General features: G+C 70.9%; 14 protein-coding genes, 1 tRNA gene and 1 pseudogene. 11 read left to right on the top strand and 5 right to left on the bottom strand.

Translation table 11 applies throughout. The annotated features are described in order from the left end of the window. Positions 1-44: 44 nt before the first annotated feature. The 4 genes and pseudogenes from ygfZ (at position 45) to GXW79_RS21360 (ending at position 3,079) form a co-directional block, all read left to right on the top strand. A complete protein-coding gene (gene ygfZ / locus GXW79_RS04725) occupies positions 45-866 on the top strand; it encodes a CAF17-like 4Fe-4S cluster assembly/insertion protein YgfZ (RefSeq protein ID WP_211873189.1) in 822 nt (273 codons plus the stop codon). A gap of 60 nt (positions 867-926) precedes the next feature. Next, positions 927-1,011 (top strand) — tRNA-Leu (locus GXW79_RS04730). Between the two features lie 22 nt (positions 1,012-1,033). Further along, positions 1,034-1,444 carry a DUF1801 domain-containing protein gene (locus GXW79_RS04735; RefSeq protein ID WP_211873190.1) on the top strand — a complete coding sequence of 137 codons (411 nt, stop codon included), beginning with the start codon at positions 1,034-1,036 and terminating at the stop codon, positions 1,442-1,444. 111 nt (positions 1,445-1,555) lie between these two features. Continuing rightward, positions 1,556-3,079 (top strand): annotated as a pseudogene (locus GXW79_RS21360) (FAD-dependent monooxygenase). A 24-nt stretch (positions 3,080-3,103) separates the two neighbouring features. Here the strand turns inward: GXW79_RS21360 and GXW79_RS04750 are convergent. Next, on the bottom strand, positions 3,104-3,268 hold the full coding sequence (locus tag GXW79_RS04750; RefSeq protein ID WP_211873193.1) for a hypothetical protein: 165 nt from the start codon (positions 3,266-3,268) through the stop codon (positions 3,104-3,106). 300 nt (positions 3,269-3,568) lie between these two features. Between GXW79_RS04750 and GXW79_RS04755 the strand changes: the two genes are divergently transcribed. The 7 genes from GXW79_RS04755 to GXW79_RS04785 are packed head-to-tail and all read left to right on the top strand — an operon-like array spanning position 3,569 to position 9,539. Next, entirely contained in the window at positions 3,569-3,850 is a 282-nt protein-coding gene (locus tag GXW79_RS04755; protein ID WP_211873194.1) for an acyl carrier protein, read from the top strand. 12 nt (positions 3,851-3,862) lie between these two features. Continuing rightward, positions 3,863-4,315, top strand: a complete 453-nt coding sequence (locus tag GXW79_RS04760) for a 3-hydroxyacyl-ACP dehydratase FabZ family protein (RefSeq protein WP_211873195.1) — start codon at positions 3,863-3,865, stop codon at positions 4,313-4,315. Then, the gene (locus tag GXW79_RS04765) at positions 4,312-5,481 is read left to right on the top strand and encodes a beta-ketoacyl-ACP synthase (RefSeq protein ID WP_211873196.1); all 1,170 of its coding nucleotides are present in this window, start codon (positions 4,312-4,314) and stop codon (positions 5,479-5,481) included. Before GXW79_RS04760 ends, GXW79_RS04765 begins: the two co-directional genes overlap by 4 nt. After that, complete coding sequence (locus GXW79_RS04770; RefSeq protein ID WP_211873197.1) at positions 5,478-6,749, top strand: beta-ketoacyl synthase N-terminal-like domain-containing protein; 1,272 nt, start codon at positions 5,478-5,480, stop codon at positions 6,747-6,749. The genes GXW79_RS04765 and GXW79_RS04770 overlap by 4 nt, the downstream gene beginning before the upstream one ends. Before the next feature lie 2 nt (positions 6,750-6,751). Next, complete coding sequence (locus tag GXW79_RS04775) at positions 6,752-7,777, top strand: zinc-binding dehydrogenase (RefSeq protein ID WP_246503723.1); 1,026 nt, start codon at positions 6,752-6,754, stop codon at positions 7,775-7,777. Beyond that, positions 7,777-8,655, top strand: a complete 879-nt coding sequence (locus GXW79_RS04780; protein ID WP_211873198.1) for a lipid A biosynthesis lauroyl acyltransferase — start codon at positions 7,777-7,779, stop codon at positions 8,653-8,655. Before GXW79_RS04775 ends, GXW79_RS04780 begins: the two co-directional genes overlap by 1 nt. Continuing rightward, entirely contained in the window at positions 8,652-9,539 is an 888-nt protein-coding gene (locus tag GXW79_RS04785; RefSeq protein ID WP_246503724.1) for an alpha/beta fold hydrolase, read from the top strand. Before GXW79_RS04780 ends, GXW79_RS04785 begins: the two co-directional genes overlap by 4 nt. 32 nt (positions 9,540-9,571) lie before the next feature. Here the strand turns inward: GXW79_RS04785 and mmsB are convergent, their stop codons facing one another. Genes mmsB through GXW79_RS04805 form a run of 4 tightly spaced genes read right to left on the bottom strand, consistent with a single transcriptional unit; the run spans position 9,572 to position 13,703 of the window. Then, complete coding sequence (gene mmsB, locus GXW79_RS04790) at positions 9,572-10,441, bottom strand: 3-hydroxyisobutyrate dehydrogenase (RefSeq protein WP_211873200.1); 870 nt, start codon at positions 10,439-10,441, stop codon at positions 9,572-9,574. Between the two features lie 40 nt (positions 10,442-10,481). Next, positions 10,482-11,333, bottom strand: coding sequence for a metallophosphoesterase (locus tag GXW79_RS04795; RefSeq protein ID WP_211873201.1), 852 nt, complete (start codon positions 11,331-11,333; stop codon positions 10,482-10,484). Then, positions 11,330-12,850 carry an alkaline phosphatase D family protein gene (locus GXW79_RS04800; protein WP_211873202.1) on the bottom strand — a complete coding sequence of 507 codons (1,521 nt, stop codon included), beginning with the start codon at positions 12,848-12,850 and terminating at the stop codon, positions 11,330-11,332. Before GXW79_RS04800 ends, GXW79_RS04795 begins: the two co-directional genes overlap by 4 nt. Beyond that, a complete protein-coding gene (locus GXW79_RS04805; RefSeq protein ID WP_211873203.1) occupies positions 12,837-13,703 on the bottom strand; it encodes a YihY/virulence factor BrkB family protein in 867 nt (288 codons plus the stop codon). The genes GXW79_RS04800 and GXW79_RS04805 overlap by 14 nt, the downstream gene beginning before the upstream one ends. Positions 13,704-13,783: the final 80 nt, after the last annotated feature.

Genomic DNA, 13,783 nt, shown 5'->3' on the forward strand with positions numbered 1-13,783 from the left:
GCCAGCCGCCTTGGGCAGTTGCACCGGGCCAGCCGCGGCCACACATGCCCCCCATGCCGATCGCCCATCTCCCCAATCGCGCCGTGATCGAGGTGAGCGGCGATGATCGCGTGTCCTTCCTCCAGGGCCTCGTGTCCAACGACGTGGCGCTCGCCGCGCCTGGACGGGCGGTCTTCGCCGCGTTGCTGACGCCGCAGGGCAAGTGGATCGCGGATTTCTTCATCCTCAGCGATGGCGAGCGCCTGCTGCTGGACACCGAGGCGGCCGGGGCGGCGCCCCTGGTCCAGCGCCTGTCGCGCTTCCGTCTTCGCGCCAAGGTGGCCCTGCGGGTCGCTGGGGAATTCGCCGTTCATGCGGGCTGGGGCGGCGCCGCGGCCCCCCCGGACACGCTCGCCGCGCCCGACCCGCGCGCGCCGGCGGCGGGGATCCGCATCCTCGCCACCTTACCTGTCGCGACCGATGCCGGGCCGGGGGATTGGGACGCCCACCGCCTGGCGCTCGGCCTGCCCGAGGCCGCAGACATGGAGCCTGAGCAGACCGTGCTGCTGGAAGCGGGGTTCGACGCCATGGAGGGCATTTCCTGGACCAAGGGCTGCTACATGGGCCAGGAGCTGACTGCCCGGACCCGCTATCGCGGCCTGCTGAAGCGCCGCCTGGTGCCGGTGGCGATCGAGGGCGCGCTTCCGCCGCACGGCACCCCGATCCTGGACGCGGATGGCCTGGGCCAGGGCGAAATGCGCAGCGGGCGCGGCGCGCGGGGCATCGCGCTGCTGCGGATCGCCGCGCTGGACGGGCGGGCGCTTTCGGCCGCGGACGCCGTCCTCCGGCCCGTGCTGCCCGAACCGGCGCTCGGCCCGGAAGGCTGAGGCAGTGGGCCCTTGGCCTCGCCCGGTCTCCCGCGCTAGACGTTTCGCATCGCAGCCTGTGCGGGCGTGGTGGAACTGGTAGACGCGCCGGACTCAAAATCCGGTTCCGAAAGGAGTGTCGGTTCGATTCCGACCGCCCGCACCACCTCCTCAACGAGGTTCGGCCAATGACCCAGGAAAATGCCTCCGATCTGATCGACGCCGCGATCGCCGCCATCGGCGATTGGCGCGGGGCGACGCTCGCCCGCATGCGGGCCCTCATCCGCCAGGCCGAACCGGCCATTGTCGAGACGGTGAAGTGGCGCAAGCCGACCAACCCGGCGGGCGTGCCGGTGTGGGAGCGCGACGGCATCCTGTGCACCGGCGGCGTCTTCAAGGACAAGGTGAAGATCACCTTCGGCAAGGGCGCCAAGCTCGCCGACCCGTCGGGGCTGTTCAATGCCAGCCTCGAGGGCAACGCGATGCGCGCCATCGACCTGGCTGAAGGTGAGCAGGTGGATGAGCAGGCCTTTGCGGCGCTGGTCCGCGCCGCCGTCGCGCTGAACGCGGCGGACAAGGTGAAAGCCAAGAAACGCTAGGCGCCCGGCCCTGGCGCCCATGGCCATGGGGCCATAGGCTCGGGCGGGCCAGCCCCTTTCGCCAAGCCAGGCAATGGAGGACGCGCCTTGCCCCAGCAGCAGATCCTGATCGTGGGCGCCGGCCCGACCGGCCTCGTCCTCGCCATCGGACTCGCGCGGCGGGGCGTGCCGTTCCGCATCATCGACCAGGCCGCCGGCCCCGGTGAAGCATCGCGCGCCATCGTCGTGCATGCGCGCACCCTGGAGTTCTACGCCCAGCTCGGCTTCGCCGACGCCGTGATCGCCGAGGGCATCCGCTCCGATGCGATCCACCTGCGCGAGCGCGACGGCGCCGGAGGCAGCCACGAAGTGATCCGCATCGCGCTGGGCGATCTCGGCGCGGGCCTGAGCCCCTACCCCTATCTCCTCAGCTACCCGCAGGACCTGCACGAGCGCCTGCTGGAACGCCAGCTTGCGGCCCTTGGCGTCACGGTGGAGCGTGGCACCGCGCTCACGGCATTCCACCAGGACGCGGCGCAGGTCACGGCGACCCTCGCGGGCCCACGGGGCAGCGAGACGGCCAGCTTCGCCTACCTGTGCGGCTGCGACGGCGCGCACAGCGCGGTCCGCTCGGGGCTCGGCATCGCCTTCGACGGCGGCACCTACGAACAGCCCTTCTACGTGACCGATGTGCGGATCGAGGGCAATGCCGATGACGACCTCTACCTCAACCTCGGCAAGGACATCCTCGCGCTGAAATTTCCGGTGCGAATGACCGGCATGCACCGGCTGATCGGCCTGGTCCCGCCGCACCTCGCGGAAAAGGCGGACCTGACTTTCGAGGATCTCCGCGCCGAGGTGGAGGAGCTCGTCGGCATTCGCGTCGCGCAGGTGAACTGGTTCTCGCGGTACCGCGTGCATCACCGGGTCGCGGGCACGTTCCGCGTCGGGCGCGCCTTCCTGCTCGGCGATGCCGGGCATATCCACAGCCCGGTCGGCGGCTAGGGGATGAACACCGGCATCGGCGACGCGATCAATCTGGGCTGGAAGCTGGCCGATGTCGTGAAAGGCCGTGCCGAGGCCGGCCTGCTCGTCAGCTACGAGGCCGAGCGCATCGCCTTCGCCCGCCGGCTGGTCGCCACCACCCATCGCATTTTCACCCCGATGATCGCCGGCGGAATGCGCGGCGCGCTGATCCGCCGGGTCGTGGCACCGCTGGTCGGCCTGGTCGTGTCCCGCTTCGGCGGCACGCGCCGCACCGCCTTCCGCACCATGTCGCAGATCGGCATCCACTATCGCGACAGCCCCCTGAGCGCGGGCAAGGCCGGCGCCGTCGCCGGCGGCGATCGCCTGCCCTGGGTGGCGGAGGGGGCGGGCAATTTCGCACCCCTGGCCTCGATGGACTGGCAGCTGCACGTCTATGGCGAGGCCTCGCCGGCGCTGGCGGAGACGGCGCGCGGACTCGCGCTGCCTTTGCATGCATTTCCCTGGTCCGACGCGGCGCGCGACGCAGGGCTGGCGCAGGACGGGGCCTATTTGGTGCGGCCGGACGGGTATGTCGGTCTGGCGCTGCAGGGCGACGATGCTGCCGCGCTGCGGGACTACGTGCTGCGCCTGCGCCCGGCCGGTGCAACCCCCAGCGTCACGGTCGACTGACGCGCGCGCCGCACGGCCGATGGATCAGGGCCGCAGCGCCGCGGTCAGGACGCGCAGGATCTCGGCGTTGAAGGTCGCGTGGAATTCGCTGCGGTCGAAGCCGGGTTCGCTGCCGCAGAGGGCGGGCACCCGCCACGGCGTGGAACTCGGGCGGACGCGGCAGTCGCCGGTTTGCGTCGGCGCGGCCACGTCGAGCCGGGTGGCGCGGCACGGACCCCTCCGCCGGAGACCAGGGGGGTCTCGATGGGCAGCGCGGCGCCGTTTGGCAACCCGATGACCATGAACCGGACGACCGGCTCCTCCGCCCTGACGGTAAGATACGCCGCGAGCACGGCCAGAAGCATGCGGCGCCTGGAGGGATCTTTCGGGATGGGGTGCCCCACCATGGCACGGAACGCGGCGGCCCGCCCTCGCGCTTGCCAAACCGCCCGCTTCGGGGCATGGACCCCCCCACCAAAGCCCGACACCCCTGACCGGAGGCGCGCCACCATGGCCTCGGCGTTCGAACGTATTGCCGACATCATTGCCGAAAACAGCGAGGTCAAGCGTGATGCGATCACGCCCGACAGCCATGTGATCAACGACCTCGGCATCGACAGCCTGGATTTCCTCGACATCGTCTTCGCCATCGACAAGGCCTTTGGGATCAAGGTGCCGGTCGAGGCCTGGACGCAGGAGGTCAATGCCGGCACCGCGCCGCCGGAGAAGTATTTCGTCATGAAGAACCTCGCCACCCGCGTCGAGGAGCTGGTCGCGGCGAAGGCCGCCTGAGGCTCGGCAGCGATGCTGCTCGAATATTTTTCGATGATCGACCGCGTGGTGACCGTGACGCCCGAGGCGATCACCGCGACATCGACGGTGCCCGAGAGCAGCCCCGTCTTCGAGGGCCATTTCCCCGGCCACCCGCTGGTCCCCGGCGTGCTGCTGATCGAGACGATGGCGCAGGCCTCGGGCTTCCTGCTGCTTTCGCGCATCGACTTTTCCCGCATGGCGTTCCTCGCCTCGGTGAAGGAGGCGAAGCTGCGCAGCTTCGTCGCCCCGCGTGCGGCGCTGACCATCGAGGCCTCCCTGGTCCATGACGGGTCGGGCTATGCCGTGACCTCGGCGCGCATACTGGCGGAGGGCAAGCGCATCTGCGACGCCGAGCTCACCTTCCGCATCATGGATTTCCCGGATCCGAAGCTGGAGCAGGCGATGCGCGCGCGCGCCGTCGAGATCGGGATGACGCCCGCATGAACCGCGAGATCTGGATCACCGGCATAGGCCTCGTCACCTCATTGGGCGAGGGCCGCGCCGCGCATTGGCAGGCGCTGAACGCGGGAGCGACGCCGGTCGTCGACACCGAGACCTTCGCGCCCTACCCGGTGCACCCGCTGCCGGTCCTGAACCTCGATGCGCAGATCCCGCGCAAGGGCGACCAGCGCCAGATGGAGCCCTGGCAGCGCCTGGGCACCTATGCCGCGGGCTTGGCCATCGACGATGCCGGCGCGCGCGGCCTGGTCGCCGACATGCACCTGATCGTCGCCGCCGGCGGCGGCGAGCGCGACGTTACGGTGGATGAGGCGATCGCCACCGAGCTGGCCGACCGGCCGGAGACGGAATCCGGCCCCATCCTGAACGAGCGCCTGGCCAACGGACTGCGCCCGACGCTGTTCCTGGCGCAGCTGTCGAACCTGCTCGCCGGCAACATCTCCATCGTGCATGGCGTGACCGGCTCCTCCCGCACATTCATGGGCGAGGAGAGTGCCGCGGCCGACGCCATCCGAATCGCGCATGCGCGGCTCGCCGAGGGGCGCGGCGAGATCGCGCTGGTGGGGGGCGCCTTCGCGGCGCAGCGCTGGGACATGGTGTTGCTCTACGCGCCGGGCGGCGCGTTGTGGCAGGGCGCGCCGGTGCCGGTTTCCGAACGCGCCGGTGGTGGCGCGGTGCTGGGCGCCATGTCCGCATTCCTGGTGCTGGAACACGCCGAGCATGCGCGCGCACGCGGCGTGCGCGGCATCGCGAAACTCAGCGGCGTGGCGACCGACGCATCCCGCCGCGCAGGCCCCGGCGACGCCGCGGCGAGCGCCACCGGCTTGCTGGCGAAGCTGCCGATCGCCGCGGGTGCGCTTGGCGTGCTGTCTGGCGATTCGGGTGCCGCCGTGCAGGCCGATGAGGCGCGCTTCCTCGCCGCGCTGCCCGATGCGGTGACGCGCCGCCCGGGCACCCTGATCGGCCATGGCACCGAGGCGAGCTTCCCGGCGCACGTCGCCCTCGCCGCCACCGCCATCGGGGAAGGCGGCTTCTACCCCGTGCTCGACCCCGCCGACACGGTGTCGCGTGCCGCGCCGCGCCAGATCCTGGTGACCGGCTTCGGCATCTTCCGCGGCGAGGCGTTGGCCCTGGTGGAGCCCGCAATATGAAGGACCATCTCGGCCGCCCGCTGGTCGCCGTCACAGGTATCGGCATGGTGACCCCACTCGGCTGGGGTGCGGCGCTGTCGTGGGCGCGCCTGCTCGCCGGCGACAGCGGCATCCGCCGCATCGGGCGGTTTCCGCTCGATCACCTCAAGACCACCATCGCCGGCACCGTGGACCTGCCCGAGGAGGACGATGGCGGCAGCACCGCCTTCTCCTCCCCTCAGCGCGTCGAGCGCATGGCCGCCTTTGCCATCGCCGAGGCCATCGCGGAAGCGCGCATTGGCAGCGAGGGCGATTTTCCGGGCGCGCTGATGCTCGGCATGCCGCCTGTCGAGCATGAATGGCCTCAGCGCTTCGCCCTCGCCCGCGCCGCGCATGCCGGCCGCTACCCGGACATGGTGCGCGCGGCGACCGGCCATCGCGACCTGTACGAGACCTTCCTGTTCGGCGGCATCGGCGAGCGTCTCGCGGCGCGCTTCGGCACCAAGGGCGCGCCGATCTCCACCACCACGGCCTGCGCCACCGGTGCGACCGCGATCCAGACTGCGGTCGAGGCCATCCAGCGTGGCGAGACGCTGGCCGCCATCGCCGTGGGTGCGGATGGCAGCGTGCAACCGGAGGCGCTGATCCGCTTCTCGCTGCTCTCCGCGCTGTCGACCCGCAACGAGGACCCGGCCCGCGCCGCGCGCCCCTTCGAGAAATCCCGCGACGGTTTTGTGATGGCCGAGGGCGCGGCCGCGCTGGTGCTGGAGGATTATGAGGCTGCCCGCGCACGCGGTGCGCGCATCATCGGCCTGGTCGCCGGCTGCGGCGAGCGCGCCGACAGCTTCCACCGCACCCGCTCCAACCCCGATGGCGCCGCGATCATTGGCGCCATCCGCAACGCCATCGCCGATGCCGGCGTCGCCCCCGTGGAAGTCGGCTACGTCAACGGCCACGGCACCGGCACGCCGGAGAACGACAAGATGGAAGCGCTCGGCATGCGCGCCGTCTTCGGCGAGGCACCGCCGCCCATCTCCTCGATCAAGTCGATGATCGGTCACACGCTGTCCGCCGCCGGTGCCATCGAGGCGGCGGCGAGCCTGCTCTCCATCCGCGACCAGGTGCTGCCGCCCACCATCAACCATGTGGAGCCCGATCCATCGATCATGCTCGACGTGGTGCCGAACACCGCGCGCCAGGTGAACGGGCTGCGCCACGTGCTGTCCAACTCCTTCGGCTTCGGCGGGCAGAATGTGTGCCTGCTGCTCTCCGCACCTCCCGAGGCCTGACGATGATGCGTGCGCTCCGCCTCCACGGCGACCGGGACCTGCGGCTAGACACCGTCGATGCGCCGGCCCCGCCCGGCCCCGGCCAGGTGCAGGTGCGCATGCGCGCCATGGCGCTGAACCACATCGATGTCTGGGGCTGGCGCGGCATGGCCTTCGCCAAGCGCGACCTCCCCCTCGCAGTCGGCGCGGAAGCCGTGGGCGAGGTGGTGGCCACCGGCCCCGGCGCGACGCGCTGGAAGATCGGCGATCGCGTCGCCCCCTATGGCGCGCTGACCTGCGGCGTGTGCAAGGCGTGCCGCGCGGGCCGCGACAATCTGTGCGAGGACGTGCGCGGCGTGATGGGCTTCCACGTCGATGGCTTCGCCCGCGACCTCGCCAACCTCGATGAGCGGCTGATGGTCGCGGTGCCGGACGGCATCTCCTGGGAGGACGCGGCCTGCGGGCCGATCACCTTCTCCACCGTCGAGCACATGCTGTTCGACAATGCGAAGCTCGAGCACGGCGAGACCATCCTGATCCATGCGGCGGGGTCGGGGATCGGCACGGTCGCCATCCGAATAGCGAAGGATCTCGGCTGCACGGTGATTGCGACCGCCGGCGATGACGAGAAATGCGCCAAGGCGCGCGACCTTGGCGCCGATCATGTCGTGAATTATTCGACGCAGAATTTCCCCACCGTCGCGCGCCGCATCACCGGCAAGAAGGGCGTGGACGTCGTATTCGAGCATGTCGGCGCTACCACCTGGTCCGGTAGCCTTTTGTCGCTGCGCATGGGCGGGCGACTGGTGACCTGCGGGTCGACTTCGGGCGTCTCCGCCGAGACAAACCTGATGATGCTGTTCCAGCGCCAGCTACGCATTTTCGGCAGTTTCGGCGCCGCGATGCGCAACATCGCCGATGGCTACGCGAAGATGACGCGAGGGATTTTGCCGGTGGTCGATACCGTGGTGCCACTGGAACGCTTCACCGAAGGCCTCGAACGCCTTGAAAGCCGCCGCGTGTTCGGGAAGATCGTCGTGACGCTGTGATGGACGCCGCCCTCGGCGCGCTGTTGCGCGGCCTGTTTGCGCTCATGCGTGTCCTCGGCTCGCGCGGGGCGCCGGCCATTGGCGCCTTCCTCACCCGCACCCTGGGCCCGCTCACCAGCTACAACCGCATCGCGCGCGACAACATCGCGGCGAGCTTCCCCGACCGCGACGAGGCCTGGTGCCGCGCCGTCCTGCGCGAGGCCTGGGACAATCTCGGCCGCACCACCTGCGAATACGTGCACATGGAGACGATCTGGGATTACGACCCCGACGCGCCATCGCCGGATGGCCGCATCCTGATCGCGCCCGAGGTCGCCGCGCGCTTCCTCGAGCTCGCCGGCGACGGCAAGCCGGCGCTGATCTTCGCGGCGCATCTGGCGAATTGGGAATTGCCGATGATCGCGGCCGCCAAGTGCGGGCTGCCCGCCGCGGCGCTCTACCGCACGCCCAATATCCGCGCCGTCGCGCGCGAGATCCTGGCGCTGCGCAAGAATTCCATGGGCGAGTTGATCCCGGCGGGCCCCTTCGCGCCGCTGCGCATGGCGAGCGCGCTGGAGCGCGGCCTGCATGTGGGCATGCTGATCGACCAGCGCTTCGGGCGCGGCCCGCGCATCACCTTCCTCGGGCGCGAGGCGGCGGCCAATCCGCTGATCGCTCAGCTCGCCCGCCGCTTCGATTGCCCGGTGCATGGCGCGCGCGCCATCCGACTTCCCAACGGCCGCTTCCGCCTGGACTTGACCGACGCCCTCGACCTGCCGCGGGATGTGGAGGGCCTGGTCGACGTGCCCGGCGCGACCGCGGCGATGAATCAGGTCGTCGAGGGCTGGATCCGCGAACACCCCGGCCAATGGCTCTGGATGCACAGGAAATGGCGATGACCCTGGTCCGCACCCCCACGCTCGACATCGACTGCACCATCACCGGCTCCGAGGATGGCCTGCCCGCCATCCTGCTGCCCGGCTTCCCCTATGGCGCGCGCGACTACGATGCGGTTGCCCCCATCCTGGCCGCCGAGGGCTGGCGCGTGGTGGTTCCGTCGCTCCGCGGCCATGGCGCCACGCGCTTCCTGCGCGACGACACGCCACGCTCGGGCCAGCAGGCCGCGCTCGGCCAGGATCTGATCGATCTGATGGATGCGCTGGCGATCCCGCGCGCCGTCGTTGGTGGCTATGACTGGGGAGGGCGCGCCGCCTGCATCGTGGCCGCGCTGCACCCCGAGCGCGTCGCGGGCCTCGTCACAGGCACCGGCTACAACATCCGGGACATCGCCGGCAGCGCGAGGCCCGGCCTGCCCGCACAGGAACTCCGCCACTGGTACCAATGGTATTTCCACACCGAGCGCGGCGCCGCCGCGATGCGCGACACCCCCGCCGACGTGAACCTGCTGCTGTGGCAGATGTGGTCGCCGGACTGGAACTTCTCCGACGCCGAATTCCTCGAGACGGCCGCCGACTGGACCAACCCCGACTACGCCGCCGTGGTGATCCAGTCCTACCGGCATCGCCATCGCGCGGCGGCCGGCGATCCCGCCTATGACGCGATGGAAGCGGCCCTCGCCGCGCAGCCCTTGATCACGGTGCCGACGGTTGTGCTGCACGGGGAATCCGACGGCGTGTCACCGCCGGAGCAGAGCGAGGATTGCCAGCGCCACTTCACCGGACCCTTCGCGCGCGAGGTGATTCCCGCTGTTGGGCACTGCATCCCGCGTGAGGCGCCCGAGGTGTTCGCGGCGGCGGTGCGGGTTTTCGGAAGCGGCGCGTAAAAGGGCCAGGGGAACTCTATCCTCGCCTTCTTCTACCCCCGCATCATCTCGATAATCCCCGAGAAATCCTTCCCCGCCCCACCCTCCGCCGCGAACCGCCGATACAGTTCCAGCGCCTTCGCCGCGACCGGCGTCTCCAGCCCCGCCGCCGCCGCCGCCTCCTGCGCCAGCCCCACATCCTTCACCATCAGCGCCGTCGCAAAGCCTGCCTTGTAGTCGCGGTTGGCCGGGCTCGTCGGCACCGGGCCGGGCACCGGGCAGTAGGTGGTGAGTGCCCAGCTTTGACCGCTGGATTTGCTGGCCACGTCGAACAGCGCCTGGTGCGAGAGGCCGAGCTTTTCGGCCAGCAGGAAGGCTTCCGCGGTCACGCCCATGATGGCGGCGAGCATCATGTTGTTGCACAGCTTCGCAGCTTGCCCGGCCCCGGCATCGCCGCAATGGATGATGCTGCGGCCCATCTGCGCCAGGATGGGCTGCGCGCGGGCGAAGGCATCGCTTGTGCCGCCGACCATGAAGGTGAGCGTGCCGGCCTCCGCGCCCATGACGCCGCCGGAGACCGGCGCATCGAGGAAGGGCCGGTGCGCGCTGGCGGCGACGGCGCGCGCGGAGTCCACGTCGATGGTGGAGCAGTCGATCAGCACGGCGTCCTCGATGCTGGCGGCGGCCATGCCGCCGGCGCCGAGCCAGGCGTCGCGCACATGCTGGCCCGCGGGGAGCATGGTGATGACGAATTCCGCGCCGCGGGCGGCATCCGCGGCGGTCGCTGCAGGCGATGCGCCGGTCACGCTGGTCATGGCTTCGGCGACCAGGTCGAACACTGCGACCTCGTGCCCCGCCTTGACCAGGTTGCGCGCCATCGGGCCGCCCATGTTGCCCAGGCCCACGAAGCCGATGCGTGCCATGTCCGTTCCTCCCGTTTTTCCCGGCCGCATGATGGACCGCTCAGGTCCCGAGCGTCACCAGCACAATCTCGGGCGGCACGTTGAAGCGCACCGGCAGGAAGGTGGTGCCGAGACCGGCCGAGACGATCAGCCGGCGCTCATCCTCCACGATCAGGCCGTGACGATAGCGCTGCCCATACAGCGACGGCACGAAGGGCGCCCGCCCCGCCACGCTCACCTGCCCGCCATGGGTGTGGCCGGAGAGGGTGAGGTCGAACCGACGCGGCATCTGCGCAAAACTGTCCGGCTCATGCGCCAGCAGAATTGCGGGGGCGGGATCGGTCATCGCGGCGAGCGTCGCGCCAAGATCATGCGCGCCGAGGCTGCGCCCGAAGGCCCATTGGCTGTCGAGGCCGGCGAGCCAGAAGCCGTCGAAGCGCCGCGCGGCGTTGCGAAGGACGCCGATGCCAACGCCGGCGAGCTCGCGGGCGATGATGGGCACCACGCTGGCATCGCCGCTGCGCCGCGCCGCGCCATCCTCCCACCAGTCATGGTTGCCCAGCACCGCATGGGTGCCGAGCGACGCGCGCAGACCCGCAAGGTGGCCCGCCACCACCGCCTGCGGCAGCGGCGCGCCGAGCAGGCTGGCAAAGCCGTAATCGCCGAGCAGCACGATGAGGTCCGGCGCCAGCGCGTTGGTCGCCGCGACGATGGCGGCGATCCGCGCCTCCGTCATGGTCGACCCGCCGGCGTGCAGGTCGGCCAGTGCGGCGATGGTCAGGCGTGGCCCGGGCCATGCCAGCGCGTATCGTGCGATGCGCGGCGCCGCGTAGGGTTCGATGCCGATGGCGTAGGCAGGTGGCAGCATCGCCACCACCGGCACGGCGCCCAGCAGCGCGCGCCGCGTGATCATGCCCGGTGCAGCCCGGGTCGGCCGGGTTCGACATGGAAACGCGCGTCCTCGGCCTGCGGTGCGTCCGGGCGCGAGACGTAGGGCAGGGCGCGAAAGCTGGCCGAGAATCCGCGTGGTCCGGCCTCGTGAAGGGTGAAGCCGCGGCGGGCGCCGAAATGCGCGATGTGCGGGTTGCGGTCGAGCAGCACCGGGCGACCGGTGATGTCGGCACCATCGCCCTCGCTGGTCACCGAGGTGGCGGTGAACTCGGTGGCGAGCGGCGCGCTCGCCGCATCCTCGGGTTCGGCGTGCAGGGTCGCCGCCAACGCGCGGTGGACATCGCCCGAAAGCACCACCGCGCCGCCGATGCCGCGCTCCGCAATCGCACCGAGCAGCCGCGCGCGGGCGGCCGGGTAGCCGTCCCATTTGTCGAGGCTCAGCGCGCCGTTCCCCAGGACGCGGCGCATCATCGGCACCTGCTGCGCCAGGATCTGCCAGGTCGCGTCGCGCGCGGCGGCGAGGCCTTCGCTCAGCCAGGCCTCCTGCGCAGCGCCGAGCATCTGTGCATCCGCGCGCGTGATCGCGTCGCAGCGGCCACGCCCGCCGCAGGGCTGCGCATCGCGATGGGCGCGGGTGTCGAGCGCGTGGAGGGCGACGTGGCGGCCGAAGCGGAAGCGCCGATAGGCCGGCCCTTCCAGCATGGCGCGCGGCAGCGGCATCGCCTCCCACCACGCCTTCAGCGCCGCGGTACGGCGTAGCGCGAATTCCGCCGAGGGCGGTGCTCCGCCGGCCCAGTCATTGCTGACCTCGTGGTCGTCGTAGCTCACGATGAAGGGGTGCGCGGCGTGCGCCCCCTGCAGGTTTGGGTCGGCGCGGTACTGCGCGTGGCGCGCGCGGTAGTCTTCGAGCGTCAGCGTCTCGCCGCCCTCGTGCATGCGGATGCGCGAGCGTGCCGCCCAGCCGCCATCCTCCGGGCGCAGGCCGCGATACTCGTAGATGTAGTCGCCATAGTGGAAGACGGCGTCGAGCGGGGTCTCGGCGATGTGCCGCCAGGCGGTGAAATGGCCATGCTCGAAATGCTGGCATCCGGCATTGGCGAAGCGGATTGTCGCCTCCGTACCCGGCGCGGGCGCGGTGCGGGTTCGCCCTGTGGGGCTCACGTAGCTGCGGGCGCGGAAGCGGTAGAACCAGGTACTCGACGGCGTGAGCCCGGAGAGTTCGATGTGCAGGCTGTGGCCGTCCTCGGCCTGCGCGACCGCTTCGCCGCGGCGGAGGATGCGCGCGAAGCGTTCATCCGCCGCCACCTCCCAGGTGACCGGCACCGGCGCGGCAATGCCGGTCAGCCGCGTCCACAAGACCACGCCGTCGGGGCGCGGTTCGCCCGAGGCGACGCCGAGCGTGAAGGGGTTCTCGCGCACTTCGTCCTCCCCGCGCGCCGGTGCCGAGATGGCGGCCAATGCCGCCAACGCGACGCCGCCGCGCAGCGCGCCGCGACGGTCGAGGGCGAGGATGTGCCGGGCGAGGCTATCCCCGGCCATCGGCGATCGTGCGCTCCGCATCGCGCTGGGTCAGCGCCACGTTCACCTCGGCGCCGAGCAGCACGACATAAATGCTGACATAGAACCACATCAGCAGACCCACAGCGGCGCCCAGCGTCCCGTACATCCGGTCGTAATTGGCGATGCGGCCGACATAGAGCGAGAAGGCGGCCGAGGCGAACGCCCAGATCAGCGTCGCGATCGCAGCCCCTGGCACGATGCGCCGCCAATGCTGCCCGCCGCCCACCGGCCCCACGCGATAGACGATGACGATGCCGAGGAAGACAAAGGCGAGCGTGACGCCCAGCGACGCCCCTTGCCAGTACAGCGCGTCGAGCTGCGCCACGCCGAGGAAGGCCAGCGCCGGCGGCATCAGCACCAGCAGCGCGATCGCCGTCGCCGCGACCAGCATCGCGGCCACCGTCAGTCCAAGCGAGAGAGCGTGGAAATAGAAGAAGCCGCGCGCCTCGGTCGCGCTCCAGGCCATGTTGAGCGCAGCCAGCATGGCGCGGATGCCCGCGCCCGCGCTCCACAACGCGATCAGGCCGCTCACGACCGCCCCCCAGCCCAGCCCGTGGCGCTCGGCCGAGACCAGGTCGTGCAGGCGCGCGGCGATGAGGTCGAAGGTCTCCTCCGGCAGCAAACGGCGCAGGCTCTCGATCTGCGGTTCAATGGTGCGCACGTCGAACAGGGTGCCATAGAGCGAGACCACCAGCGACAGCGCCGGAAACAGGGCCAGCATCGCGTAGAAGGCGCAGCCGGCGGCCGTAAGCGAGATCCGGTCGGACGCGGCCGCCTCCCAGACGCGCCGCGCCAGGCTTGGCTGTTCGTGAAAGGCTGGCGCGGCATCCATGTTGTAAAGCCTCGGCGCAACTAGGGCGGGGGGTGCATGATGCACCACCCCGCCCCGTTGGTCAGTCCCTGACGCCAGCC

The organism is Plastoroseomonas arctica (assembly GCF_018128965.1).
Classification (GTDB): domain Bacteria; phylum Pseudomonadota; class Alphaproteobacteria; order Acetobacterales; family Acetobacteraceae; genus Plastoroseomonas; species Plastoroseomonas arctica.

Excerpts from the sequence above, each read along its gene's own strand:
- ygfZ (WP_211873189.1), top strand. The coding sequence starts at position 45 with ATGCCCCCCATGCCGATCGCCCATCTCCCCAATCGCGCCGTGATCGAG.
- GXW79_RS04735 (WP_211873190.1), top strand. The coding sequence starts at position 1,034 with ATGACCCAGGAAAATGCCTCCGATCTGATCGACGCCGCGATCGCCGCC.
- GXW79_RS04755 (WP_211873194.1), top strand. The coding sequence starts at position 3,569 with ATGGCCTCGGCGTTCGAACGTATTGCCGACATCATTGCCGAAAACAGC.
- GXW79_RS04760 (WP_211873195.1), top strand. The coding sequence starts at position 3,863 with ATGCTGCTCGAATATTTTTCGATGATCGACCGCGTGGTGACCGTGACG.
- GXW79_RS04765 (WP_211873196.1), top strand. The coding sequence starts at position 4,312 with ATGAACCGCGAGATCTGGATCACCGGCATAGGCCTCGTCACCTCATTG.
- GXW79_RS04770 (WP_211873197.1), top strand. The coding sequence starts at position 5,478 with ATGAAGGACCATCTCGGCCGCCCGCTGGTCGCCGTCACAGGTATCGGC.
- GXW79_RS04775 (WP_246503723.1), top strand. The coding sequence starts at position 6,752 with ATGATGCGTGCGCTCCGCCTCCACGGCGACCGGGACCTGCGGCTAGAC.
- GXW79_RS04780 (WP_211873198.1), top strand. The coding sequence starts at position 7,777 with ATGGACGCCGCCCTCGGCGCGCTGTTGCGCGGCCTGTTTGCGCTCATG.
- GXW79_RS04785 (WP_246503724.1), top strand. The coding sequence starts at position 8,652 with ATGACCCTGGTCCGCACCCCCACGCTCGACATCGACTGCACCATCACC.
- mmsB (WP_211873200.1), bottom strand. The coding sequence starts at position 10,441 with ATGGCACGCATCGGCTTCGTGGGCCTGGGCAACATGGGCGGCCCGATG.
- GXW79_RS04795 (WP_211873201.1), bottom strand. The coding sequence starts at position 11,333 with ATGATCACGCGGCGCGCGCTGCTGGGCGCCGTGCCGGTGGTGGCGATG.
- GXW79_RS04800 (WP_211873202.1), bottom strand. The coding sequence starts at position 12,850 with ATGGCCGGGGATAGCCTCGCCCGGCACATCCTCGCCCTCGACCGTCGC.
- GXW79_RS04805 (WP_211873203.1), bottom strand. The coding sequence starts at position 13,703 with ATGGATGCCGCGCCAGCCTTTCACGAACAGCCAAGCCTGGCGCGGCGC.